This window comes from Veillonella sp. S13054-11 (genome assembly GCF_002959795.1).
GTDB lineage: Bacteria > Bacillota > Negativicutes > Veillonellales > Veillonellaceae > Veillonella > Veillonella parvula_E.
Window position 1 is genome coordinate 121,473 of sequence record NZ_PPCY01000002.1, and the last position, 25,645, is coordinate 147,117.

General features: G+C 39.8%; 24 protein-coding genes. 1 reads left to right on the forward strand and 23 read right to left on the reverse strand.

The features are described from left to right. Positions 1-29: 29 nt before the first annotated feature. The 22 genes from VPHSUH08_RS02600 to VPHSUH08_RS02710 all read right to left on the reverse strand — a co-directional run bounded on the left by VPHSUH08_RS02600 (position 30) and on the right by VPHSUH08_RS02710 (position 23,406). Positions 30-665, reverse strand: coding sequence for an MBL fold metallo-hydrolase (locus tag VPHSUH08_RS02600; protein WP_105086656.1), 636 nt, complete (start codon positions 663-665; stop codon positions 30-32). After that, positions 665-2,905 carry a bifunctional (p)ppGpp synthetase/guanosine-3',5'-bis(diphosphate) 3'-pyrophosphohydrolase gene (locus VPHSUH08_RS02605; protein WP_004696424.1) on the reverse strand — a complete coding sequence of 747 codons (2,241 nt, stop codon included), beginning with the start codon at positions 2,903-2,905 and terminating at the stop codon, positions 665-667. The genes VPHSUH08_RS02600 and VPHSUH08_RS02605 overlap by 1 nt, the downstream gene beginning before the upstream one ends. An 11-nt stretch (positions 2,906-2,916) precedes the next feature. After that, positions 2,917-4,899, reverse strand: a complete 1,983-nt coding sequence (gene recJ, locus VPHSUH08_RS02610) for a single-stranded-DNA-specific exonuclease RecJ (RefSeq protein ID WP_105086657.1) — start codon at positions 4,897-4,899, stop codon at positions 2,917-2,919. Between the two features lie 194 nt (positions 4,900-5,093). Then, entirely contained in the window at positions 5,094-6,512 is a 1,419-nt protein-coding gene (gene hydG / locus VPHSUH08_RS02615; RefSeq protein ID WP_105086658.1) for a [FeFe] hydrogenase H-cluster radical SAM maturase HydG, read from the reverse strand. Positions 6,513-6,837: 325 nt separating this feature from the next. After that, positions 6,838-7,122, reverse strand: coding sequence for a 50S ribosomal protein L27 (rpmA, locus tag VPHSUH08_RS02620; protein ID WP_004696430.1), 285 nt, complete (start codon positions 7,120-7,122; stop codon positions 6,838-6,840). A gap of 12 nt (positions 7,123-7,134) precedes the next feature. After that, entirely contained in the window at positions 7,135-7,449 is a 315-nt protein-coding gene (locus tag VPHSUH08_RS02625) for a ribosomal-processing cysteine protease Prp (RefSeq protein WP_004698521.1), read from the reverse strand. Between the two features lie 2 nt (positions 7,450-7,451). Continuing rightward, complete coding sequence (gene rplU, locus VPHSUH08_RS02630) at positions 7,452-7,763, reverse strand: 50S ribosomal protein L21 (protein WP_105086659.1); 312 nt, start codon at positions 7,761-7,763, stop codon at positions 7,452-7,454. A gap of 200 nt (positions 7,764-7,963) precedes the next feature. Continuing rightward, positions 7,964-8,539, reverse strand: coding sequence for a manganese efflux pump MntP family protein (locus VPHSUH08_RS02635; protein WP_105086660.1), 576 nt, complete (start codon positions 8,537-8,539; stop codon positions 7,964-7,966). Between the two features lie 28 nt (positions 8,540-8,567). Continuing rightward, the gene (locus VPHSUH08_RS02640) at positions 8,568-9,995 is read right to left on the reverse strand and encodes an Rne/Rng family ribonuclease (protein WP_105086661.1); all 1,428 of its coding nucleotides are present in this window, start codon (positions 9,993-9,995) and stop codon (positions 8,568-8,570) included. A gap of 34 nt (positions 9,996-10,029) precedes the next feature. Then, positions 10,030-10,725, reverse strand: coding sequence for a TIGR03936 family radical SAM-associated protein (locus VPHSUH08_RS02645; protein ID WP_105086662.1), 696 nt, complete (start codon positions 10,723-10,725; stop codon positions 10,030-10,032). Then, positions 10,697-12,580, reverse strand: coding sequence for a TIGR03960 family B12-binding radical SAM protein (locus tag VPHSUH08_RS02650; protein ID WP_004698741.1), 1,884 nt, complete (start codon positions 12,578-12,580; stop codon positions 10,697-10,699). The genes VPHSUH08_RS02645 and VPHSUH08_RS02650 overlap by 29 nt, the downstream gene beginning before the upstream one ends. 55 nt (positions 12,581-12,635) lie before the next feature. Next, positions 12,636-13,739, reverse strand: coding sequence for a rod shape-determining protein RodA (gene rodA / locus VPHSUH08_RS02655; RefSeq protein ID WP_083791376.1), 1,104 nt, complete (start codon positions 13,737-13,739; stop codon positions 12,636-12,638). Positions 13,740-13,747: 8 nt separating this feature from the next. After that, positions 13,748-14,671 (reverse strand): P-loop NTPase, encoded by a 924-nt coding sequence (locus VPHSUH08_RS02660; RefSeq protein WP_105086663.1) that lies wholly within the window; start codon positions 14,669-14,671, stop codon positions 13,748-13,750. 1 nt (position 14,672) lies between these two features. Next, positions 14,673-16,595, reverse strand: a complete 1,923-nt coding sequence (gene mrdA, locus VPHSUH08_RS02665; protein ID WP_008714278.1) for a penicillin-binding protein 2 — start codon at positions 16,593-16,595, stop codon at positions 14,673-14,675. A 19-nt stretch (positions 16,596-16,614) separates the two neighbouring features. Next, positions 16,615-17,109, reverse strand: a complete 495-nt coding sequence (gene mreD / locus VPHSUH08_RS02670) for a rod shape-determining protein MreD (RefSeq protein WP_008714280.1) — start codon at positions 17,107-17,109, stop codon at positions 16,615-16,617. Then, on the reverse strand, positions 17,106-18,023 hold the full coding sequence (gene mreC / locus VPHSUH08_RS02675; RefSeq protein ID WP_004698531.1) for a rod shape-determining protein MreC: 918 nt from the start codon (positions 18,021-18,023) through the stop codon (positions 17,106-17,108). Before mreC ends, mreD begins: the two co-directional genes overlap by 4 nt. A 1-nt stretch (position 18,024) precedes the next feature. Next, positions 18,025-19,062, reverse strand: coding sequence for a rod shape-determining protein (locus VPHSUH08_RS02680; protein ID WP_004698656.1), 1,038 nt, complete (start codon positions 19,060-19,062; stop codon positions 18,025-18,027). 279 nt (positions 19,063-19,341) lie between these two features. Further along, positions 19,342-20,040, reverse strand: a complete 699-nt coding sequence (gene radC / locus VPHSUH08_RS02685; RefSeq protein WP_004696456.1) for a DNA repair protein RadC — start codon at positions 20,038-20,040, stop codon at positions 19,342-19,344. 167 nt (positions 20,041-20,207) lie between these two features. Then, positions 20,208-20,774 carry a nucleoside triphosphate pyrophosphatase gene (locus tag VPHSUH08_RS02695; RefSeq protein WP_004698546.1) on the reverse strand — a complete coding sequence of 189 codons (567 nt, stop codon included), beginning with the start codon at positions 20,772-20,774 and terminating at the stop codon, positions 20,208-20,210. A gap of 86 nt (positions 20,775-20,860) precedes the next feature. Beyond that, positions 20,861-21,481, reverse strand: coding sequence for a hypothetical protein (locus VPHSUH08_RS02700; RefSeq protein ID WP_105086664.1), 621 nt, complete (start codon positions 21,479-21,481; stop codon positions 20,861-20,863). Positions 21,482-21,633: 152 nt separating this feature from the next. After that, positions 21,634-22,839: an acetate/propionate family kinase gene (locus VPHSUH08_RS02705; protein WP_004698711.1), complete on the reverse strand. Its 1,206-nt coding sequence runs from the start codon at positions 22,837-22,839 to the stop codon at positions 21,634-21,636. 3 nt (positions 22,840-22,842) lie between these two features. Next, a complete protein-coding gene (locus VPHSUH08_RS02710; protein WP_105086665.1) occupies positions 22,843-23,406 on the reverse strand; it encodes a hypothetical protein in 564 nt (187 codons plus the stop codon). Between the two features lie 186 nt (positions 23,407-23,592). Here VPHSUH08_RS02710 and VPHSUH08_RS02715 point away from each other — a divergent pair, with 186 nt between their 5' ends. Beyond that, complete coding sequence (locus VPHSUH08_RS02715) at positions 23,593-24,930, forward strand: nucleotidyltransferase family protein (protein ID WP_008601424.1); 1,338 nt, start codon at positions 23,593-23,595, stop codon at positions 24,928-24,930. A 124-nt stretch (positions 24,931-25,054) separates the two neighbouring features. On the opposite strand, the gene pyrR is transcribed toward VPHSUH08_RS02715, so the two are convergent. Then, complete coding sequence (gene pyrR, locus VPHSUH08_RS02720) at positions 25,055-25,576, reverse strand: bifunctional pyr operon transcriptional regulator/uracil phosphoribosyltransferase PyrR (RefSeq protein WP_004696466.1); 522 nt, start codon at positions 25,574-25,576, stop codon at positions 25,055-25,057. Between the last annotated feature and the right edge of the window lie 69 nt (positions 25,577-25,645).

The window sequence follows — 25,645 nt, forward strand, 5'->3', positions numbered from 1 at the left end:
CTCGACTGTAAAAAATAATTCGTTTAAACCTACTGACCAACGAATGGGTTGTATTGTTTTTCATACCCTATATTTGTTTCCGGTCCATGACCAGGATAAACCATTGTATTATCAGGCAATGTATAAAGCTGAGTCTTAATAGATGATATCAGAGTCTCATAAGAGCCATTTGGAAAATCTGTACGGCCTACGGAATCTCTAAATAAAGTATCCCCTACAAACACAAGACCTTCCATGTAATAACACACACCACCCGGCGTATGACCTGGTGTTTCAAGCACCTCAAGATCAATATCACCACATGTAATGTGATCACCTTGTTTAACCTCGATAATTTCCGCTTTTATCTTAATTGGCGTTGGATTGCTATAAGCACTGAGATTAAGCTCAGGATCAGATAAATACGGTACATCGCCTTTATGAATATATACAGGCACATGATAGGTGTTCACAATCTCTTGAATGCCACCAATATGATCTCCATGACCATGTGTCAGTACAACCGCCTTCGGCTTTAAGTCATGTTTTTTTAGCGCATCTAGTACTTCAGCTGTTGCAGGATCGATAATGAAAGCTTCACCTATCGCTTTATCACCGATAACATAGCAATTTGTTCCTAATGGACCTAAAGGCATGCGCATAAGTACTAATTGTTGTTCGCTCATTAAGCCCCTCCTTTACTACGTTGAACAGTATAAACTTCACGAATACGACGCAATTTAGTCATTACGAAATCTAGTTGTGAAATATCGCGGATATCAACCACCAAATTGATGCTTACATTTTTTGTATCCTCTTGAACCTTAGCATTGATGTTAGTAATGGTGATTTTCAATTCTGAAAGCACCGCCATAACCTCCATGAGAATGCCAGCTCGATCATAAGCTTGAATATCAATGCCTACATGGAAAGATTCTCCAGAAGAACCGTCCCAAGAGACTTCTATCATCCGCTCTAAGTCTTCAGGAGAATGGCCCATGCTAGGGCAATCACAGCGGTGAATAGAAACGCCACGACCACGGGTTATGTAACCTATAATATCATCACCAGGTACAGGATTACAGCATTTTGCCATACGCACCATCACACCAGCTTCACCTTTTACGAGAACACCAGTGCCATTTTTAGTTTTCTTTTGTCCTTGAGATTTTAATTTCTCAATAATTTGCTCTGTACTGCGCTTAGATTCCTCTACCTCTTTCGACTTTTTATAAAGTTCAATTAAACGCAAGAGAACAGTACTTACAGGAATGCCGCCATAGCCACAGGCTGCAAACATTTCCTCTTCTGTACCGGCTTTAAGTTGTTTCGTTACATGTTGTAAACGGTTGTCTGCACATAATTCTTTCCAATTATGATTCAATCGTTTCGCTTCTTTTTCAAGAGCTTCTAAGCCTTTTTCAATATTTTCAGCTTTATTTTCACGCTTGAACCAATTGCGAATTTTACTCTTACTTTCAGAAGAACCTACGATATTCAACCAATCAAGGCTAGGACGACCTGTTTTGGATGTGATGATATCAACAATATCACCATTTTGCAAGGTATAATCCAACGGCACAATTTTGCCGTTTACCTTAGCACCAACACAATGATGACCTACATCGGTATGAACTCGATAGGCAAAGTCAAGCGGTACAGAGCCTATTGGCAACTTAACAACGTCACCCTTTGGCGTAAATACAAATACCTCACCAGAGAAAACGTCTAATTTCAAAGCATTAACGAGTTCCGTTGGATTACTAGTATCTTGCCATTCAAGAACCTGGCGCAGCCATGCAACCTTTTGATCAAATTCTTTATCGCCGTTTTTATTTCCTTCTTTATATCGCCAGTGAGCAGCCACACCATATTCAGATACACGGTGCATTTCCCAAGTACGGATTTGAATCTCTACCGGTTGCCCCATCGTGCCGATAACGGTTGTATGCAAGGATTGATACATATTAGACTTCGGCATGGAAATATAATCTTTGAAGCGATAAGGCAATGGCTTCCACAAGCTATGTGCAATGCCAAGTACTGCATAACAATCAGGAATGCTATCAACAATTACACGAACAGCAAGCAAATCATAAATTTGGGATAAATCACGATTGTCCTTTTTCATCTTCTTATAAATACTGTAGAAGTGTTTTGGACGACCTTTGATATCCGCCTTAATATGGGCTTCACTTAAGGCCTTTGTAAGTTGCCTCATCGTATCATTAACGATGTCTTCCCGGACTTGGCGTTTTTGTTTCATTTGATCGACTAGATCATAGTATTTTTCCGGCTCTAAATAACGGAAGGATAAATCTTCCAACTCCCATTTCACATTGAAGATACCAAGACGATGTGCCAAAGGTGCAAAGATTTCTAGGGTTTCCTTAGCAATACGTTTTTGTTTGTCACTACGCATATGCTTTAAGGTGCGCATATTATGTAAGCGATCACCCAATTTAATAACTACGACACGTACGTCCTTCGCCATAGCTAAAATCATCTTTCGATAGTTTTCCATTTGGCGATCTTCTTTTGTTTCATACTGGAATTGGTTTAATTTTGTTACCCCATCAACGAGGAATGCTACTTCAGAGCCAAACATCTCCTCTAGGTCTTCCTTCGAGTAAGATGTATCTTCAACCACATCATGCATAAGAGCTGCCATGAGTGTAATATGGTCGATTTGTAAATGTGCCAAAATATCAGCTACAGCTAAAGGATGCATAATATACGGTTCACCAGAAGCTCTAAACTGACCTTCATGAGCCTTATCAGCAAGCTCAAAAGCTTTCAATACTTGGTCACACTCATCATCTGTTAAATACGTATGGATATACTCCATAAACTCGGCTAAGGCTTTACTTTTATCAAATGTACTTTGTTCCACCAAAGCTTTGCCTTCTTCATTTACAGTTGTCATGATGTCACCTCCTATACACTATAAGTAAGGAATGTTACGGATGTGACAAGATCTAATTTTCCTTCAATGGCATTCCATCTAAGCATTAATTGACCATCATCACTTGTATATTCTTCAACAATGCCCAATTCTTTAAATACATCGATAGATGTTAGAGCACTGCGATTATTCTGATCTGCCGGCTTGCGACGCAATATATCTTGTTCAACATTATAAACCGACTGACTGCGACCTCGCATGGACTGTTTTATTATGACATACATTTGTCTAAGTCCTTCTGTAGAAAGCTTAATCGGCTCTTCAGTCAACGGTTCAATAGCTTGAATCATGAGCTGAGGAGAAACCATGCCTTGCCATTCATTCTTTTGCAAAGAAAATGCCACTTTTACCACAGTTCCCACGAAGATAGATTTAAATAAGTCTGGACGATTCCAAGCGATAGCATCTAATGTGCCATTCGAAGTTTCAAAAATTACCTTACAGTGATTTTTTAATTGGCCTATAAGCATAATATCTTGCACGGTAGCTTCCATAATGGCAAAGACTGGCGTGCTATTGGCCATCCCATAAGGTTCAAGGTCTGATACGCGGTCAATGATATCGACATCGATATCATCAACAGGTAGTTCCGCATCAATGGCCACAACGGGAATATATTCCTCTTCCGTAATAACTTCTTTGCAATACTTGGTTAACCGTTCTCGTAACTCATCTATGCGATTTGCATCGATGCTAAAGCCTGCCGCCGCAGCATGCCCACCAAACTGTAGCAAGATATCCTCACAAGATTTTAATGCATCATATATATTAAATCCATCTACACTACGGCACGAGCCTTTACCAACGCCATCATGAATACTGATGACTAAGGTTGGTTTGTAAAACTCCTCTACTAGACGAGAGGCAACAATACCAATCACTCCTGGATGCCAATCTTCGCCGGCCACAATAGTTACATAATCAGCTTTATGTCCTTGATTGGCTACATCGATACGAGCTAACTCATGAATATTTCGTTCTAACTCTTGTCGTTCACGATTCGTTTCGTTTAGTTCCTCCGCAATTGCCTCTACTATATCCTCGTCATCGGTCACAAGTAGTTCAACAGCACGCGTTGCATGCGTTACGCGACCTGCTGCATTAAGACGAGGTGCTAAGGTAAAACCAATATGCCCAGATGTAATAGTTCGTTCATGAAGCCCAGCTACATCAATTAGCTTTTTAATCCCTAAATTAGGTTCCCTATTCATCTTCTCAAGGCCCGATTTCACGATGATGCGGTTCTCACCGACCAAAGGTACTACATCGGCCACAGTGCCAAGTGCAACGATATCTAAATCATCTAAGTACCATTCTCCGTGCTTTGTAAGCCACAAGGCTTGGCATAATTTGAAAGCAACACCTACGCCAGATAAGTTTTTATCCTTATATGGACAGTCCTTTTGCTTATGATTTATAACGGCCTTGGCTCGTGGAATCATATCAGGAGCCGTATGATGATCCGTAATAATCATATTGATACGGTCTCGTACAGCCTCTACAATATCGTAAGAGCTAATGCCGCAATCGACGGTAATGACTAAAGCTGTTCCCCGTTCAATAAGGTGCTCTAAAGCCTCTAAATTGAGACCATACCCTTCGCTTTGACGTTCTGGTATGTAATATGTAACATCGGCACCTAATTTCTTTAAAAATCGATAGAGTACAGATGTTGCAGTAATACCATCCACATCATAATCACCATAAATAACGATTGGTTTGTGACTTTCAATTGTTTCCAGAACTAGTGAAACAGCCACATCCATATCTTTTAATGTAAATGGATCTAACAAATCTGACAAAGTACCTTGTAAAAACTGACGACCTTCGTCTACATCAATGTGACGATTCACCATTAATTTAGCCACAATAGGGTTTACACCAAGTTCACGGATTAAGATATTCTCTTTCTCTTGATCACCTTTACAAAGGCGCCAACGTTTTTTCTTAATCATCATATCCCTCAGTAGTTTATAATCAATATTATTCTTGAATTCAACGTATTATCATTATCATTTTTATTTATTATACCTTAAAACGCAAATAAAATAAACCATTTTATATATTTTATTCTCATTTAAGCTTTGCTATTTTCTCAACAAGAAAGAGCCTCCCATTATCAATAGGAGGCTCCATATCAGTGAATTCCTTAGAACCGGAAGTCCCGTTCGCCGTCTTTCATCTGTGCAATATAAGCTTTAGCTTTATCTTTAACTAAATCATTTTTGATATTTTCTAACTGTTGTTCAATAACCTTTGAACCATGAGCCTTAGTCTTTTCATCACCGTAATCCATGATATATTCGTTCAATGTCATCAACGCATTTGGTTGACAACAGTTGTGAATTTGACCGGATTTTGCAAGAGCCATAAAGCGATCCCCAGTTCTACCTGCACGATAACAAGCAGTGCAGAAGCTTGGAACATACCCAAGATCTAGCAACCAGTTAACGATTTCATCTAATGTACGCGTATCACTACGATCGAATTGTGCCGTATTATCTTCTGGCTTTTCTTCTTCTTTGTAACCACCTACGCTAGTACGAGATCCACCACTAATTTGGGAGATACCTAATGCCAAGCCACGTTCACGCATGGACTGACTTTCACGAGTGGACATAATCATACCTGTATACGGTGTGGAGACGCGGATAAGAGCAACAATTTTTTCAAATACATCATCAGGCACAGCATTACTGAAATCATCTACATCGATATCATCAGCTGGACAAATACGAGGCACCGAAATGGTATGTGGACCTACGCCAAAAACCTCTTCTAAATGCTCTGCATGCATCAACAAGCCTACAAAATCATATTTGTAATGTTCCAAACCATAAAGTACTCCGATGCCTACATCATCGATACCACCTTGCATAGCGCGGTCCATCGCCTCTGTATGGTAGGCGTAGTCGCTCTTAGGGCCTGTAGGATGTAAGGCTTCATAATTTTCTTTGTTATATGTTTCTTGGAATAATGTATATGTGCCAATACCAGCTTCATGTAATTTTTTGTAGTCCTCAACGGAACAAGCCGCAATATTTACGTTTACACGGCGGATTTCACCATTTTTATTTTTGATACCGTAAATCGTCTTGATGGATTCCAAAATATATTCAAGTGGATTATTAAGAGGATCTTCACCAGACTCAATTACGATACGCTTATGGCCCATCGCTTCTAACGCAATAACCTCTTCTCTGATTTGGTCTTGCGTTAATTTTTTACGTTTAATATCGCGGTTTTTAGAATGGTACGGACAATACACACATCCATTGATACAATAGTTAGACAAATATAACGGTGCAAATAGAACAATACGATCGCCGTAGATAGCCTTCTTGATTTCCTTTGCTAAAGCAAAAAGCTTCTCCTTATATTCAGGTAACGGACATTCTAAGAGAACTGCTGCTTCTCGGTGGTTTAATCCCTTAAATGTAGCAGCTTTCGCTAAAATAGCATCTAACAACTCCCGATTTTCCTTGTTTTCCTCTGCGTAGGCAAGTGTGTCAAGGATTTCCTGATGGGAAATAAATTCCTCCGCCTTTGGAGATTTTACATCATACATAGTACTTACCTCAAATCTTTCTAGTGGCAATGCCACCCCTCTTTAGGTTTATGAAAGTATATGACAACCAGTCTTCTGGTATTTCACTGATACTGTACATAGTATACCACTATTCCTACTAAAAAGCACAGGAATTTGATACATGCAAAAAGGTTGCCACCTCATAAGAGGAAGCAACCTTTATATCATGGGAGTTTCTAATCTATATCGATTATCTATATCGAATATGACTAAAATGTATATGGTTTATTCATTCAATTACGATCACCTGTAAACAACAAAAAATCCCTAGTGAAAGCCACTAGGGATTAATAGTCTTATAAAATTAAGCTTCTACAGGGTATACGCTAACTTTACGGTTATAACGACCAGCACGTTCAAATGCTACTTTACCAGGCACAAGTGCGAATAAAGTGTCATCTTTACCGATACCTACATTAGTACCAGGGTGGAAGTGAGTACCACGTTGACGAACGATGATGTTACCGCTCTTTACGATGGAACCATCATGGCATTTAACACCAAGACGTTTAGATTCACTATCACGACCATTACGAGTACTGGACACACCTTTTTTATGTGCGAACAATTGCAAATCAAAAGTAAACATTAAGTTCACCTCCTATATTTCGTGAATTTGGACAAACTCTGGATATTGACGGCTAATTTCCTCTAAACCGAGAAGCATAGTCCCCAGAATATCCTGTCCACTCTGATTAATCGTACCAGAGAGAACTATATCACATTGACCTTCGCTATTCGTATACTCACCTTCTTGTTGAGCAATTTGGGTGAGGCCTAACATCGCCGTTGCCGATAAGGCAGACACTGCAGCACATACGATATCGAAGCCATGTTCATCATATCCTGCATGACCGGACATATGACAACCAATAACTTGACCATCACTATTCCGCTGGATTCCAATGGAAACCATAATTAAGCTTGGATAGATTCAATACGAACTTTTGTGAACGGTTGACGATGGCCTTGACGACGACGGTAGTTGGATTTAGCTTTGTATTTGAATACTAAAATCTTTTTACCTTTACCATGCTCAAGAACTGTACCTGTAACTTTTGCACCGTTTACAAGAGGAGCGCCAACTTTAACGTCGCCGTCATTCACTACAGTCAAAACTTCTTCGAATGTAACGGAATCGTTAGCAGCTGCTTCCAATTTTTCGATAGTAATTACATCGCCTTCAGCAACGCGATATTGTTTACCACCAGTTTTAATAATTGCGTACATGAGAACACCTCCTTGTTATCGAACTCGCTGAATTCGGTATCCCGACCCGAACTTCGGTCGGGCGTTTAAACCTGCTTCACGCGGATTGCAAAGTTCAGAAAACCGAACTAATACTGATATAGTATATACTATTTACACTATCATGTCAAACCAAAAACTACAGAATTCGCCTAGTTTTTAACACTTATATATACAGAGCTTTAAAATTCTCCGATAATTCCAAGGTGCTGTAAGAGTATCTTTGTACCGATGAGAATTAATACACCTCCACCAACTATATCTGCATATTTTCCAACAAATTGGCCCATAAATTTACCTAAGTACACACCAATTAAAGAAATGCCAAAGGTAATAATACCAATCATGGTAGAAGCTTCCCATACATTAATAGGTAAGAACGCAAAGGTCAACCCTACAGCCATCGCATCGAGACTGGTTGCTACGGAGAGCATCACCATCTCCCAGACACCTAAAAATTGCTTATCATCGTCCTCTTCATCATCATCGCTAAGCCCTTCTCGAATCATAGCGATACCTAAATAGCCAAGAAGACCAAAGATAATCCAGTGATCCCAATCAGATATGACATCGATAAATTGACGTCCTATGAGCCAACCGATGAGGGGCATTAGGAACTGAAACAAGCCAAAGAGAAAGGCCAAAGTGACCTTCCGACTATTCTCACCTACAGGCATTGTCAGCCCCTTACCAATAGATACGCCAAAAGCATCCATGGCAAGACCAATACTAATTAATACAATTTCAAATATAGACACTATACTCACCTATAAACAAACTACTTACTTATTCGGCTATAGCCATCAAGGAATATCCTTCTCGACTAATTTGTGGATTTACTACAATAGAAATCTTGCGACCTATAGACCCACCTAAATCCTCGACAATAGCTTTTGTTAAATACTGAGCCACCTCCGGATGAACTTCGATTTCTAGATTCGTTTTAATACGTCCTGATTTAAATAACTCGCGGATGCGACGCACAATCTGCATATATACAGTACGACCCGACAACATATAGCCCGTACCACCGCATTGAGGGCATGTATCAAACATCAAGGTTTGCAAGCCTTGGCGAGCTCGTTTTCGCGTCATCTCTACGAGGCCAAGCGAACTAATGCCGCATACAACGGTTTTCATTTTATCTAACTTAGCTTGTGCCCCCAACAATTTTAATAACTCTTGTTGATGTTCTTTATCTTTCATATCAATAAAATCGATGACGATAATACCACCGATATCACGCAAGCGCAATTGACGACAGATCTCTTTTGCCGCCTCTTTATTGACTGTAAAAGCTAAATCTTCTAGCTTATTAGATTTACCAGTATAATGAGCAGAATTTACATCAAATACGGTGAGAGCCTCCGTATGATCAATACGGATTGACCCTCCAGAAGGAAGATTAATATCGCGAGAGATAAGATCTTCTAATTGCGGTTCAATATGGTTTGCTTTAAAAATAGGTGTGCTATCGCGATGACGTGTTACTTTAATTTGTTGCGATGTAGGGCCATGACCTAAGAGATCCATCAATCGATCTTCACCCATATCGGAATCGACGATGATTTCTTCTACATTGCGATGAGCATAGTCCCGCACAAGACGGAACCAGAAATCTGCGTCACTATATAAATCTGTACCGCTCTTAGCCACCTTAAAGCGCTTCAACACATGTTGCCATGTACGCCACAAGTAATCCATGTCACGGCCTATTTCATCAGCACTAGCCTTAGCTGCCGCAGTGCGAATAATAAAACCGCAACCTTCTTGTACATAAGGTGCTGCTAATTCTTGCAACTTTGCACGCAAGGCTTCGTCAGTAATCTTTTTAGAAATATGCATGCCTTCAGAATACGGTAAAAGCACCATAAAGCGGCCCGCCAAACTGACATCAGCAGTTACGCGAGCACCTTTACCAAGCATTTCTTCTTTCACTACTTGAACGAGAATTTGTTGCCCCACAGATAAGCGTGGCAAAATTTTCTGTTCCTTCCCTTGTTGTAAGTTCAAGTACGCATTTTGAGAGCCCCCAATATCAACAAAGGCCGCTTGCATACCATTCAATACATTCTTTACTGTGCCTTTGTACATATGATTTGCCATATGAGACTCATCGGTACGCTCCAAGACAAAGTCCACTAGCTGACCTTCTTCATCGATAACAGCCATGCGAATTTCTTCGCGCATAACATTGACCAAAATTTTATGCATCCTATCCCTCCCTTCTTTATCAGCTAAATTATAATTAGTAATTAATCTCTAATGGCGTATAGCGACCTTCTTCGTTTTCTACCATAATGGCTTGACGGTGAATTTCGTAATCTGAAGTAATAGGCCAATTATACTGTTCTTTACCAAGATTCCATACTTCGCTAGGTTTAATAGTCCCTTGCGGATAAATACCGATGCCCATTGTAAGAGTCACCATGTCATCCTTAATAGAGGCTACGACCGGTTCTTTTACAAACTCTTTTACATCAATGGTACGAGTTTTCTTAGGTGTCACCTTTTCATAAGAAATTTCCGTTGCTTCATTAAAAGGTTTAAGTAACGCATCCCAATCTGTATTTTTATCTGTCACAGGACCTGTTACCTCATAGATAGCAAAGTTACAGATGGCCATCATTTTTTTCACCTTTTCAGGCATTTCTTTACCATCTAGGACCTCAAGACCAGGAGGCGCTACACGATTTAAGCGGTCCATAATGGACTCTAAACTATCATCTTCGAGCACATCCATATCGATATATTCAGCTGCTGCCGTTACGCCTAAAGCAAGTGCAGAGGAAAAGCTAATTTTCATATGAGGATTAAAGCCTTCAGAATATGCCATTTTAATTTCTGCGCGACGAATCATACGCTCTACAGCTTGAGCATAATCAAGGTGTGACAGGAATCGTAATTCTTCGCCCTTATTTAAGGCCAAACGTAACTTTTTCAACTCTGCCACCCTCCTTATAGTCAATAATAGCTGTATTGAGCTCTGGACATACATTACAGCCCTTACATGGAGCTCGACGACAATCGCCTGTAAGATTAGCTGCTACCGCTTGCTCCCACTCACGCTTTAAGAAAGCTTTACTTACAGTACAATCTAAATGATCCCAAGGCAATGGCTCATCGAAATCTCGTGTACGACGTGCAAAATACGCAGGATCCAATCCGCAGTCAGCGAATGCTTTCAACCAAGCTTCATAGTTAAAGAACTCAGTCCAACCATCAAATTTACAACCAGCTTTCCAAGCCTCTACGAGAACTTTAGATAGTCTACGATCTCCGCGAGCAAAAGCGGCTTCCATGTAGCCAGTATAACCATCATGATAGTGATAAGAAATGTTACGATTATTGATGAGAGACTTCAAGTAACGTTGTTTACGATGAATCTCCTCCACATCTTCTTGACCATACCATTGATATGGAGAATGTGTTTTTGGTACGAAGAAGGATACGCTCACCGTTACAGAACCATTACGTTTGCCTGTAATATCACGGTGCAAGTCAAGCACCTTGTACGCAAGATCTGCAATACCAGCCAAATCTTCGTCTGTTTCTGTAGGAAGCCCCATCATAAAATACAATTTAACCGTGTTCCATCCTGATTTGAAGGCATTAGTACATGCGGCCAACAAATCTTCTTCACTAACGCCCTTATTGATAACGTCACGCATCCGTTGCGTACCTGCTTCAGGCGCAAAGGTAAGACCACTCTTGCGCACTTGCTGTACCTTTTTCGCAATATCGATAGAGAAGCTATCAATACGCAATGACGGTAAGCTAACGCTAACTTGTTTATCTTTAAACTCTTCCATGAGCATATCTACGAGTTCAGGCAATTTAGAATAGTCCGCAGAGCTCAAACTCATCAAGGATATTTCATTGTACCCCGTATTGGCAATTGTATCTTTAGCAATCTGTAACAAACGTTCTGGCGTCTTTTCACGAACCGGACGATAGAGCATACCGGCCTGACAGAAACGACAACCACGCGTACAGCCACGGAATAACTCCAATACAGCACGGTCATGCACTATATCAAGGAACGGTACAACAGGCTTTGTTGGATAGAATACATTCTCTACATCCTCTATAATACGTTTCTCAACGGTTGCAGGTACGTCTTCGAAACGCGGCGTAATCGATTTAAAATCGCCTTGTTCGGTGTATTCTACATCGTATAAAGCCGGGCAATATGTGCCAGGAATTTGGGCTACTTTACGCAAAAAGCCTTCTTTGCCACCTGGGAAGCCTTTGGCTTTTTCTGCTTTAAATAAGTCGATGAATTCATCGCCCCACTCTTCGGATTCACCGAGGGATACGATATCAAAGAAATCAGCAATAGGCTCTACATTATACGCACAAGGGCCACCGCATACAAGCAGTGGAAAATCTAAATCACGCTCCTTAGCATACATAGGAATGCCTGCTAAATCGAGCATATTTAAAATGTTAGTAAAACTCATTTCATATTGAAGCGTAAATGCTAACACATCAAAGTCTTTAATAGGCGTACGTGTTTCTAAGGAAAATAATGGAATATTACGCTTGCGCATTTCCTCTTCCATATCGTGCCACGGTGCAAATACGCGCTCGGCTACCGCATCTTCACGACGGTTTACGAGACCATACAAAATCTTGATGCCCAAATGACTCATGGCCACTTCGTACACATCGGGAAAACCTAAAGCCATAGTTACATCAACAGTACTGTGATCTTTCACGATACTATTGTATTCGCCGCCCGTGTAACGAGCGGGCTTTTGGACATGTTGTAACCATGACGTATCTAATTGAATCATACATCCTCCGTCTTTAATGAAAGACTTCTTTCACAATCAATCCTATGAAAGGATATTAAAATATATATTTTGTCCGCTGTCTAGCAATATTTAATAAAATGCCAATGCTCAGCATATTAGTTGTTAGCGCACTAACACCATAGCTAAGGAATGGCAACGGAATCCCCGTTACAGGCATGATACCAATCGTCATGCCTACGTTTACGAGCACTTCAAAGGCAAACATCGTACCAATACCCGTTGCTAATAACATACCGAAATTATCATTGCAGGTATATGCTACTTGAATGCTGCGATAAATAAGCATAAACAATAATAGCAATACTACAATGCATCCTACAAAGCCAAATTCTTCGCCGATTACAGAAAAGATAAAGTCCGTATGATTTTCTGGTAAAAAGTTCAACTGACTTTGAGTACCATTAAAGATACCTTTACCAAAAATCATACCCGACCCGATGGCAATCTTAGATTGAATAATATGATAGCCAGAACCAAAGGGATCGATATCTGGATTTAAAAATACTAGAATACGTTGCTTTTGGTATTCTTTCAGTACAAACCAGCCCAAAGGCATCAAGAGTAAAGCCACACTCGCAATAATTTTTATAAGCTTTGTTTTGATACCAGATATAAAGAGCATCCCTACAAATATAGCAATATATACGAGGGATGTCCCCAAGTCAGGTTGTAAGAATACGAGAAGGATAGGAATCCCTACATATAACACTGGCATTAATAGGGATTTAAAAGTATCTAACTTGCCAATGCGCGGTTCTAACATTTTAGCCATACAGATAATCATCAATAGTTTAGAAAACTCTGAAGGCTGAATAGTAATTGGCCCCAGTTGAATCCAACGCTGTGCACCTAGTGCGGAGGTACCAACTACCATAACTGCAATTAACATAAGCATGGTAATCACATAAATCATATTCCCCCACCCTTTAAGGCGATGGTAATCTAGAAATTGCATGCCTATAACGACAGCTATATTTGCTAAAAAGAATACGAGTTGTTTTACCACTAAACTACCAAAACCGATAGCCTCATGATTCACATGGGTAGCACTACCAATAGCTGTAAGACCAATTCCGACAAGTAATATAGTACATATGATGATAGTCCAATCGCTATCTGTCCATATTTTACGCCACATCATATCACCTATTTCAACTTGCTACGGCGCCACAAGCTTTGTTTCCCTTGCACCAATAAGCGTTGCGTGGTCCAACCGCCACGATTAATGTAATGAACATTGTTAGAATCCTCAAAAATAGACTCACCTACTGTTGCAAGACTTGGTGTACTATCTTGCTCCTTCGATGTTTTTTTCTTAGTTACATAAGCATCGAAGTGCTTTTGTACATCGTAGTCTTCCCAACACTCACCGGTAGTTACATAATCAACAAGAGGTGCTAACATAGCTTTTAGTTCGCTAGAAACAAATTCTAACAAACGACCATCTTGTGTATAGGTCAAAATATCCTCATCATAAGGGATTATAGCCCCTACATATTCAGCGCGAAGGACTTCTAACATATCATATAAATTGATATTCTCTCCATCGATAGGTACTGCATTAAAAGCAATAGCATAATCACGAATATTATGTTCTTGACATACTTGAATCATGCGCGCCCCATTACGTAAGGACACCCATAAAGGATGCGTCACCACGATGCAGCGATTTACTAATTCTAAAATAGACTCTATGCCCTTACCGATACCAGCAGGAGCATCAATTAAAATATAGTCATATGTCTCAGAGAGGCGACGAACTAATTTTTTATATTTTTTACGACCTATATCTTCCCAACGAGCACTTTGGCTAGCTGGTAGAAAATCTAAGTTTTCAGCAATTGATACGATGGCATCATCCATATAGTCTTTATCTTCGCTCGCATCTAATGCGTCGTAAATAATTTCATTTGCCACTCCTAACACAAGGTCTAAATCGCGCAATCCAAAATCTCCATCACAGAGCAATACGTGATGCCCTGCATTGCTTAAGGCTGAACCCAAGCAAGCGGTAATCGTAGTCTTACCTACGCCCCCCTTACCGGATACAACGCCGATTATCTCGCCCATACTAATCCTTTCTTGGTTGTCCACTAGTTACCGCATTCTGAGGTTTTTGCCCTTTATTAATACTTGTCCCCGTAGCAGTTTCCTTATTGCTCTTACTATTTGTATCATTAGATTTCTTATTCACTGGTACATTGAAGTACGCAGCCAATATATCTCGTACGATAGGCCCTGCAGAGCCCGCACCAAAGCTACCTTGCTCAACAAGTGCAACCACTACAATTTGTGGCTTATCATATGGTGCATAGGCTACAAACCAGCCGTGATCTCTGCCATGTGCATTCTCTGAAGTACCTGTTTTACCAGCTACATCAATAGGGAATCCTTTAAACAACTCCCCTGCTGTACCACCTTCATTAGTAACATCACGCAAGCCTTCGCGAACAAGATCCATAATATTTTTTGGTACAGGTAAGATACCGAGCTTGTCTGGGCCAAAGATTTCTTTTGGCGTGCCATCCTTATTATCAATACGGCTCACTACATATGGGCGGTATTTAATGCCACCATTTGCTACTTCACTGAGCATAACAGCCATTTGTAATGGTGTCACCAAAGTAAAAGACTGACCTATGGCCGCATCAAAGGTTTCACCTAAATACCAATCTTCATCATACACTTTGCGTTTATAAGCAGGACTTGCCATATTACCAGAGGCCTCACCAACAAGATTGATGCCTGTCTTTTCGCCAATACCAAAGTAGCCAGCATATTTTACAAGTCCTTCTATGCCAACGCGATTGCCCATTTCATAGAAGTAAACATTATCTGATTTTGCAAGAGCTTTATTAAAGTTAAGCCACCCTAATGCTTCACCTTCTGCATTTCGTTTATCGATAAGCCAATGTTTACCACTATCAAAAATCATTTCTTCAGGGGTAACCTTTTTCAGGTCTAAAGCCGCCGTACCTGTAATAATCTTGAACGGAGAACCTGGTGGATATTCACCAGAAATAACCTTATTATCAAATGGATGATTCTTATCGTTATTCAATTGATTCCACTGTGCCGTTGTAATCCCTTTCGCAAACCAGTTAGGATTAAACTCAGGGGCGCTGACCATGGCCAAAATGGCACCCGTATTTGGATCCATTGCTACTACAGCAGCTCCTTGAGCTGGAATGCCTTGGGCACGCAACTGTTCTAATTGGTTCTTAACAGCTTCTTCAGCAGCCTTTTGTAGATTTGCATCTATTGTCAAATGGATATTAGATCCAGGCACTGTATGCTTTCTATCTACCTCCGCAACCGGTCGGCCTGTAGCATCAACCTCTACCTGTTTACCACCATCAGTACCACGCAAGATGGAATCATATAGTTTTTCAAGACCAGAACGGCCTAAAATAGTACCACCACTAATAAGGGTATTTGGATCTTGCTGTTTTAGCTCTTCTAATTCTTCTTCGCTCACTTCACCCACATAACCAAAGAGCTGAGAAGCCATCGTTTCATATGGATAATAGCGAAGTGGTTCTACATCTATGGTAACACCTGGTAATTCATGACGATGCTCTTCGATGCTTGTAACTACATCCATAGAAATATCATTAGCAATACGAATTGGCTCATAACCATATTTATGATCATTTACCTTTTTTGTAATATCTTCTGGTTTAATTTTCAGCAAAGTTGCCAACTTAGCAACTTCACCTTCGTCTAGAGCCTTCCCCGTAGGCAAAATGGAGATAGTGTATGCCGGTCTAGAACCTACTAAGATCTGACCATTTCGATCGTACATAATACCACGAGCAGCTGTCATGGATACCATGCGCAAACGGTTGCCTTCTGCCTTAGCTTGGTAATAACCACCAGACAAGATTTGCAACGACATCAGGCGTAATGCCAAGACTATAAATATGCCGGCTACAATGTAAAAGAGTACATCAAAGCGATTCGTTTTTCTTCGTTTATAGAGGCCTTCAAGCACTCTTTCACCCCCTTAATCCTTACCAAATATAACCTTGTTGTTCATCATCTTTACGCCATAACAAACCATGCACAATAGCGCCTAACAAGCCATTCCAGAACATCACGGGTAATACCATATGCCACAAGTATAGTCCAAAGTGCAAATCGCCACCACTAGCTAATATCATAAAGCTACGAATAACGCCATCTAGTAGCGTACAAATAGCTACTATACCGCTAGACCAATACCAGCGTTCTTCATAGATACGATGCTTTACGGCAGATAGTAGGTATACCACAATTACGTAAGGGAATAGATGGAGCCCAAAAAAGTTAGATATCAATACATCATGTACGATACCCCCAACAACAGCGGATATCAGCCCCATACGACGACCTTTAAATAAAGTAATCATAACAATTATCGTCAAAATTAAGTTTGGTAACCAATTTGTATGAAAAATAGTAGGCAATAATTGCGCTTGTATAAAATATATTAAAAATCCAGAGAGAACTAAAGCTAGACGCATCATTGTTTAACGGCCCCCTTTGCACCCTCTACTTGATCTCGTTGTGTTTGAGGCACAAGTTTAGGTTCAAGTTCTGGTTTTTGTGGTGCACTTAGAGAAGACGAGGTAAGCACAAAAACTTCTTCTAAACGATGAAAATCTACACTCGGTGTGACTACCGCATTTTTAACAAATCCTTCCGAATCATTTTCGATAGATTGCACGTTGCCAACAGGTAGACCTTTCGGATAAATGCCTCCATATCCAGAGGTAATCAACTTATCACCTACCAATACATCACCATCGCGAGCAATATTTACCATAGATGGTGTACGAGGTGTATTGCCATTACCTTTTACAACGCCAGACAAACGAGATTCAGGTCGTTGTACAAGGATACCTATTGCGCTACGCGGATCAAGAATGGTTTGAACGCGAGCAGAATGCGGATATACATCTGTAATAAAACCAACGACACCACTAGGTACAACAACAGCCATATTAACTGCCATACCTTCTTCACTCCCTTTATCAATGGTGAAAGTATTTGTCCAAGTACCGTAATCCTTTGTAATGATACCTGCTAGGGTCATGGAGAATTCTGGATGGCTACTCTTATAGTTTAAAAGCTGACGAAGGCGAATATTCTCTGCTACTACTTCATCGTAGTTAACTACCTTTTGTTCCAATGTAGCTTTACGAGATGCTTCCTCTTCACGTTCGATAGTAGAGAAAATAGCATTATTAAGTACTGTAAAGCTAGTTTGGACGCCCTCTAATAAACGAGCTGACCCATAAGAGAAAGGCGTTGTAATTCCTTCAAGGGTAACCGTAACAAAGGGAATACTAGTCCGTTGCTTCCACGCAAAGCCGAGCAATGCCATTAGGATACAACCAATGACAACGATGATAATTAACTTTTTATCTGACTGTATCATGCTAGTCTCGGCCCTTTCTATTCTTAGAATTTACAATAAAACGCGATAAGCTCACCAAATCAGATGAGGCCCCATTAAGGCCTACCACAACTTTTGTTTCAGGTGCTTCAGGAACGTGAACAGGTACACCTACTTCAGTACCAATCCGATCCGCTAAGCCAGATAGTCTTGCCGTACCGCCAGTAAGCCATATGCCATGTTGCATAATATCAGCCACGATTTCTGGTGCCGTAGCACGAATCATTTGCTTAACCTCATCCAAGAGTCCTATCAAACATTCATTTACAACTTGGTACACTTCAGATTGATGAATCACACAACGTCTACCTAAGCCGTTCATCATATCGCGCCCCTGAAAGGCATACTCTGCATCCTCTAAAGGAGCGATAGCTGTACCTAATGTATGCTTAATATCTAATATGGTCTCATCAGATACGATAACGCCAAAACACTCACGCACATAGCGCAATAAGGCATTATTAATATCAGAACCACCAAAACGAATTGTTTTGCTATCTACGATACCACCTAAAGAAACAATCCCCATATCAATAGTGCCACCACCGATGTCAATAACCATAGATCCTTGCGCTTCAAAGATAGGCACACCACAACCAATAGCAGCTGCCACAGGTCGTTCAATGAGGAATACCTCTCGAGCACCAGCTTGAATAACAGCATCCATCATAGCTCGTTGCTCAACATCGGTCATGCCACAAGGAACCCCTACGACAACGCGGGCTCGACGCAACGCATTAGACACCTTATTAAGAAAGTAGCTAAGCATAGTATGCATAACACGATAGTCAACGATAAATCCATCCTTTAAAGGCGTTAACGGACGCCACATATCGGGCATGCGCAATACGAGGCGCGCCGCTTCATCACCAACGGCTACTACTTTTTCTTGTTTTGTATCAGTTGCTATAATCGATGGTTCGCTTATAACAGTCCCTCGCGTCCCCCCCATGAGGCGCGTTTGTATGGAACCAATATCTATACTTACATCTTTTCCTAGAGTAGGTAAAATGGAACTCATAGTAATTTCTCCTTCATTACATCATCATTCCATTTTACCATATATAACGCGACTTTTTCCATTGATATCAGTACCTTTCCTTTTGTTAAAAGCACAGATAACGCATAATCCCTGTACTCATAAGTCATACATAAAAATTACATAACTTCATACATATAATCTCATACACAATAAGGAAAAGCACTCATTTATAGGAACTTACCCATGCGTCAAAATTAGGTATAGTTCAAAATGAGTGCTTTTAATAATCTTACTTGGCTTTGTTCAGTTTATTTAGGCTCAGCTCAATTTACCAATTTCGCTGAGGCTCGTAAATTCATTATCCCCTATAACAATATGATCAAGTACAGGAATCCCCATAAATTGACCAGCACTAACAAACATTTTCGTTAGCCGTATATCTTCATCACTTGGTCTACTATCACCTGACGGGTGGTTATGGATTAGAATAATAGCCGCCGCATTGCATGCTATAGCTTTTTTAAATACTGCTCTTTGCTCTACAAGGCTTGATACCAATCCACCATTAGAGATATGCTCCAACTGAATAAGCTTATTTCGAGATGTTAGCATGGCAGCCCACACATGTTCCACATCTTCGTGCCGCAGTCGTTCCATCACATATTGAGCTATTACAAAAGGTTGCGAAAAATCTTCATAAGTCTCTTTAATCTTAAGCTCCCCTAGACGCCTACCCATTTCAAGTGCTGCACATAGCGTCACTGCTTTATCTCTACCAATACCCTTGATTTTGGTTAGATTATCTACGGTCATTCGGTTAAGACCATATACGCCATCATCAAAGGATTGTACGATATCACTTGCCAAAGAAATCGCAGATTGCCCCTTTACCCCTGTACGCAATAAAATAGCCAACAACTCCTCCATCGCCATATGTGAAGGGCCTAAGGCGAGAAATTTTTCTCGCGGGCGCTGGAATGGTAGCATATCTTTTACACTTACTGTTGGTACTTCCATAGAATCTCTCCATTCAAATAGATAACACCATTTGTAAATCAAACAATAAACACATCTACTCTCTTAAAAATTATTCAGCACAGCACAGCACAGCACAGCACAGCACAGCACAGCACAGCACAGCACAGCACAGCCAATTATATCACTATCTGTCTAATACGCTAGTACTATTTTGCCCCTAACGCCTTGCACAGTTCCTCGTATACATGTTCAACTGGTAACCCTACCACATTAGTATAAGAGCCCTCTATTTTATCTACCCATAATGCACCTTTTCCTTGGATGCCATAAGCTCCAGCCTTATCCATCGGTTCCCCACTAGCAATATAAGACTCAATTTCAAAGGGTGCTAATTGTTTAAAATATACTTTTGTTTCATTGTGAAAAACTATCTCCTCCCCTTTGATGAGTAACGCGACTCCAGTGATTACAGAATGTGCTCTACCCGATAAATGCTCCAACATATGGCGTGCATCGGATTCATCATGTGGCTTTCCTAATACTTTATTATCAAGGACAACAATAGTATCTGCGCCTAACACAATACTTCCGTCTGGAACACCTACAGCACAACGAGCCTTACCTAATGCTTGGGCTTTCACCATTTCAATAGGGTTGTCGTAACCCTCATTAGATTCCTCATAAGTACTGGATACAACAGTATGATCAATCCCAACCTGTGTTAATAATTCAGTTCTACGTGGTGATTGACTCGCCAAATATAATCCAGCCATATACGCTCCTTCGTATTAAAAAACTTGTACATAAAATTCTTGGTATAACTAAACTATCCTGCCTATCCCCCAGAACTTACCATCCCTTACATAGTTGTTCCTTTATCTTCTTTTGAAGAAATTAATCTTTCATAATATTCTTGTACATCTTCCCCATGTTTTACCGCATCAGCTCGCACCGCTGCATAAAATACAATATCCGCTTGAGGCACACGAATACGGCCAGGCACATGCTCTTCTAATATTTCAAAGAATCTATCGTCGGCTTTCAACAGCAAACGACCATTTTTAACTTTATTTCCATCTACAATAGAATACACAAGAGACCAAATCGGGCGCGGGTCAGAGGTAGAACATTTTCTATATTTATAGCGGTATTTAATATTTGTCAACAACTCACGTTCAAACTTGAACACCCCATCAATCATGTTATAATCTACTTCAAAATGACGATTTCTAAAGATAGAGTGCTCTTCAATCACAAGCTTTGTATCTGTCAAAATATATGTATATCTACTAACAGCCTGTTTAACCATAACAATGATGGCCATGATTTCAATAAAATACTCAGCTAATAAAACCGTATGTAATTGAATACTGCGATACGTTGTATAAGCTGCTGCACACAACAATAAAATCACAAAAAATACTACCAATAACTCTGCACTTCTGGTGCGCTGAGATTTTTCTTCATATAATACTGTCATGCTTTACCCCTTTTAAAGAAATCACTAATTAATAACTATACATCCTATTATAAGATATTCTATGCATAAAAACTACAAAAACCCCGTCTATATCCAAGATATAGACGGGGTTTTATGACTCTATTAGTCACTCAGTTCAGATGCGAACTATATTATTTTTTCAACGCTGCTGTAATACGTTGAGTATCACGAGCAATCATGATTTCTTCGTTTGTAGGAATTACGAAGATTTTAACCTTAGAGCCTTCAACACTAATTTCTTGTTCTTTACCACGAACATTATTGCGTTCAGAATCAATACGAGTACCTAAATATTCCAAACCGTTACAGATTGCATCACGGTTACCAATACCGTTTTCACCAATACCAGCAGTAAAGATGATAGCATCTACACCGCCCATAACAGCAGCAAAGGCACCTATTACACGGCGAACTTTGTAATGGAACATATTCAATGCCAATTGTGCGCGTTTATTGCCATTAGCAGCAGCTTCTTCAATCACACGGAAGTCATTGGATACACCAGAAATCCCTAAAACACCGGATTCTTTATTCATAACTCTATCAATTTCTTCATAGGTCATACCTGTTTTTTCCATCAAGAATGGAACGATAGCAGGGTCAATATCACCTGTACGAGTACCCATAATCAAGCCGGACAATGGAGTGAAGCCCATTGTAGTATCGATGGAGCGACCACCTTTAATAGCAGCCACAGAGGAACCATTACCCAAGTGGCATGTGATAATACGAAGATCAGTCATATGTTTACCCATTAATTCTGCACAACGTTGCGCTACATATTTATGGGATGTACCATGGAAGCCGTAACGACGAATACCATAATCTTCATAATAAGAGTAAGGAAGCGCATACATATATGCTTCTTTTGGCATAGTTTGATGGAATGCAGTATCAAATACAGCAACTTGAGGTACATTTGGCATAATAGCTTCACAAGCTTCAATACCTTGAATGTTTGGTGGGTTATGCAATGGTGCAAGAGAAGCACATTCTTCCAATGCTTCCATAACTGCTGGAGTAATCAATACGGAATCAGCAAATTTTTCACCGCCGTGTACTACACGGTGACCTACAGCATCGATTTCATCCATGGAAGAAATAACACCAAATTCAGCATCAACTAAAATATCTAGCAAAATGCGAAGCGCTTCTTTATGGTTCAAAATTGGTTCAATGCGTTCTAATTTATCTGCATTAGGACGTTTGTGAGTGAAGATAGCATCTTGATCACCAATCTTTTCAAAAAGACCTTTTGCCAATTCTGTTTCAGTTGTCATATCAAGTAATTGATATTTCAAAGAAGAACTACCGCAGTTAACTACTAATACGTTCATCGATTAACCCTCTTTCTGTTGTGTAACTTGAATCTTGTTTTGAATTTCTTTGCTGATATCAGCACCTACCTGATCCTTTTCAGGATATTGGTAGACTATATTCCACAATACGCCATGATCTAAGAATACGTATTGAGAAAAGCTAAATGTTTGCCCTTGTGTTGTATACGTCACATCAAGCTTCTTTGCAGATGTACCTTGTAAAGCTACAGATTCTTCCTTGATGGTTGCGCCCATCTTCGTGAATTCAGACTTGCTGCGATTTAAAAACTCATCAACCGTAGGCAATGGTTTATTGTCACCAGCACGCAATGCTTCAACCTCAATTACCATATGTTCTGTAACAGATCCATAAATATCGATTGGATACCCCTTATCAGACATATTTTTTGTACTTTTACCCATTTCATAAGGCAAAGCAATGGTAATTTCAGATTGACCAGCACGGATAACTTGATGGCCAAAACTATATGTATCCATTACATTTGTAGAGCCACATCCCGCCATTGCTAGCAGCACAGCACCGAGCAGAGCCCCTTGTAATGTACGTTTCCAATTTTGTTTCATCATATACCTCACATCAATTCAGCATTTACAGTTAATTATAGCCTATAGTGTCAAGAAAATCTATACTAAACTTAATATTTGCACATAACATCATTTCTATAACCAGACCTTTTATATGAATATCATGAAATGTTATTTACAGCATTTCTTCGCTTTGTTACACTAACAATAATGAAAGGAGTCACTATGAAAACAATCGGTATCATCTGTGAATATAATCCATTTCACAATGGACATGCGCATCAATTACATACCTTAGCACAAGAGCATCCTGAAGCGCTGCGCATTTGTATCATGAGTGGTTCCTTTGTACAACGAGGAGAACCTGCTATTTTTTCTAAATTTGACCGTGCTCGTTGGGCTATTCTCGGTGGTGCAGACATCGTTATCGAGCTACCTACACTCTATTCTTTGGGTAGTGCACAACTGTTTGGAACAGGTGCTATTCGCATGGTAAAAGCTTTACATATCGATGCACTCTCCTTTGGTTCTGAAACGGCTGATCTAGATACACTCGTTGATATAACTAAACGTATGGATTGTGAAAGTACTCAAACAGTATTACGGACCTATATTAACGAAGGTATGTCCTATGGCTCTGCCTTCCGTAAAGCCCTTAATACAGAGATGCTCAACACCCCTAATGCACTGTTAGGACTTGAATATATTCGGGCAGGACTTACCTATTATCCTTCCTTAAAATATATACCAATCTTACGCACATCAGATCATCACGACGCGAATATTACAAAAGATTTTCCTTCTGGTACAGCATTGCGTAAACTTATAACAAATATGGCTACAGGTAGTAACAATTGTAATAAAAATAGTATCTACACTTCTACAGATATAGATACAACGACCAGTGCAAGTACAAATACAAATACAAATACAACTTCAAATTCAAATTCAACTGCAACTACATTAACAAAATTAAATACACTAAATAGTAAAATAGAGTTACAACTTCAGTCAATCATTCCTAAGACTATTGCAGACGATATGACTAATATAATTTCTAATGGTGCTTATGTAAACTATAACCGCTACTATGATATGGTCCATACCTTAAGTCGTCGTACTTCAACTAAGGAGCTAGAAAGCTTTGGAGAGTTCAGTGAAGGCATTGAACACTTATGGTCCAAAGCGGCCCAACAACCTACGTGGGACCTGGTTATGAAGCAAATAAAATCAAAGCGCTATACCTATGCCCGTTTACAACGAATGGGAGCCTATCTCACCTTAGGAATACAAAAAGATTTACTACAAAGTGCTATACAGGAATCGCCACAATATGCTCGTTTACTGGCCTTCAACGATAGAGGTCGTCAATGGCTTCGAAATGATTTTGAAATACCACTTATTCAAAAATGGGCCAAAGCACCTAATGAATTAAATACGTTGGGACAAACGATGCATCAAATTGATACATTAGCTACAGATATACAAGCCTTATGCTTACATAATGAAGTTAAACGAATGGGTCATATGGACTACACCTATACGCCACAATACATAAAATAAGCAGAACTACAATCTGGTAGAAACATTCTGCACATAAATATAAGAGTCAAATAATTTAATTTTATTAAGTTAATCATCTTATTATATAGTAATACTCAAAAAGAAGAAGGGGTTACAATACAGATTATTCCTGTATTGTAACCCCTTCTTCACCATCCAGATCAGCGACGGCAACGCGTACACTTTCAAGATGTGATGTAGGAATATTTTTACCTACATAGTCCGCTCGTATAGGCAATTCACGATGACCACGATCGACGAGGACGGCCAATTGAATAGATCTTGGTCTGCCAGCCGTCATTAATGCATTTAAAGCAGCACGAATAGTACGGCCCGTATACAAAACATCATCTACAAGGATAATTGTCTTTTCCGTTGTATCAATCGTACACGGTTCCCCCTCTTTAGGACGAGCATCACGATCATCACGATACACTGCAACATTCAAAGACTCACAATCAATATGAATACCTTCTATACGCTCAATTTCCGCTTGTAAACGTTTTGCCAAAATGACACCACGCCGTTCAATACCTACAATTAACGCATTAGATAAACCTTTATTGCGTTCTAAAATTTCATGACTAATACGACGAATCGCACGCATTATAGCGTCTTGATCCATTAATAAGCGTTTCTTTTCCATATATACGCCCTTACAGCATAGGATTGTTCTATGCCCCTATATCCAAATAAGTAGTAAAAATAAGTACTT

Excerpts from the sequence above, each read along its gene's own strand:
- VPHSUH08_RS02605 (WP_004696424.1), bottom strand. The coding sequence starts at position 2,905 with ATGACAACTGTAAATGAAGAAGGCAAAGCTTTGGTGGAACAAAGTACA.
- VPHSUH08_RS02600 (WP_105086656.1), bottom strand. The coding sequence starts at position 665 with ATGAGCGAACAACAATTAGTACTTATGCGCATGCCTTTAGGTCCATTA.
- rpmA (WP_004696430.1), bottom strand. The coding sequence starts at position 7,122 with ATGTTTACTTTTGATTTGCAATTGTTCGCACATAAAAAAGGTGTGTCC.
- radC (WP_004696456.1), bottom strand. The coding sequence starts at position 20,040 with ATGGAAGTACCAACAGTAAGTGTAAAAGATATGCTACCATTCCAGCGC.
- hydG (WP_105086658.1), bottom strand. The coding sequence starts at position 6,512 with ATGTATGATGTAAAATCTCCAAAGGCGGAGGAATTTATTTCCCATCAG.
- VPHSUH08_RS02710 (WP_105086665.1), bottom strand. The coding sequence starts at position 23,406 with ATGAAACAAAATTGGAAACGTACATTACAAGGGGCTCTGCTCGGTGCT.
- VPHSUH08_RS02705 (WP_004698711.1), bottom strand. The coding sequence starts at position 22,839 with ATGAACGTATTAGTAGTTAACTGCGGTAGTTCTTCTTTGAAATATCAA.
- pyrR (WP_004696466.1), bottom strand. The coding sequence starts at position 25,576 with ATGGAAAAGAAACGCTTATTAATGGATCAAGACGCTATAATGCGTGCG.
- recJ (WP_105086657.1), bottom strand. The coding sequence starts at position 4,899 with ATGATTAAGAAAAAACGTTGGCGCCTTTGTAAAGGTGATCAAGAGAAA.
- VPHSUH08_RS02695 (WP_004698546.1), bottom strand. The coding sequence starts at position 20,774 with ATGGCTGGATTATATTTGGCGAGTCAATCACCACGTAGAACTGAATTA.
- VPHSUH08_RS02660 (WP_105086663.1), bottom strand. The coding sequence starts at position 14,671 with ATGGGCGAGATAATCGGCGTTGTATCCGGTAAGGGGGGCGTAGGTAAG.
- VPHSUH08_RS02650 (WP_004698741.1), bottom strand. The coding sequence starts at position 12,580 with ATGATTCAATTAGATACGTCATGGTTACAACATGTCCAAAAGCCCGCT.
- mreD (WP_008714280.1), bottom strand. The coding sequence starts at position 17,109 with ATGATGCGTCTAGCTTTAGTTCTCTCTGGATTTTTAATATATTTTATA.
- rodA (WP_083791376.1), bottom strand. The coding sequence starts at position 13,739 with ATGTGGCGTAAAATATGGACAGATAGCGATTGGACTATCATCATATGT.
- VPHSUH08_RS02680 (WP_004698656.1), bottom strand. The coding sequence starts at position 19,062 with ATGAGTTCCATTTTACCTACTCTAGGAAAAGATGTAAGTATAGATATT.
- VPHSUH08_RS02715 (WP_008601424.1), top strand. The coding sequence starts at position 23,593 with ATGAAAACAATCGGTATCATCTGTGAATATAATCCATTTCACAATGGA.
- rplU (WP_105086659.1), bottom strand. The coding sequence starts at position 7,763 with ATGTACGCAATTATTAAAACTGGTGGTAAACAATATCGCGTTGCTGAA.
- VPHSUH08_RS02625 (WP_004698521.1), bottom strand. The coding sequence starts at position 7,449 with ATGGTTTCCATTGGAATCCAGCGGAATAGTGATGGTCAAGTTATTGGT.
- mreC (WP_004698531.1), bottom strand. The coding sequence starts at position 18,023 with ATGATACAGTCAGATAAAAAGTTAATTATCATCGTTGTCATTGGTTGT.
- VPHSUH08_RS02640 (WP_105086661.1), bottom strand. The coding sequence starts at position 9,995 with ATGCATAAAATTTTGGTCAATGTTATGCGCGAAGAAATTCGCATGGCT.
- VPHSUH08_RS02700 (WP_105086664.1), bottom strand. The coding sequence starts at position 21,481 with ATGACAGTATTATATGAAGAAAAATCTCAGCGCACCAGAAGTGCAGAG.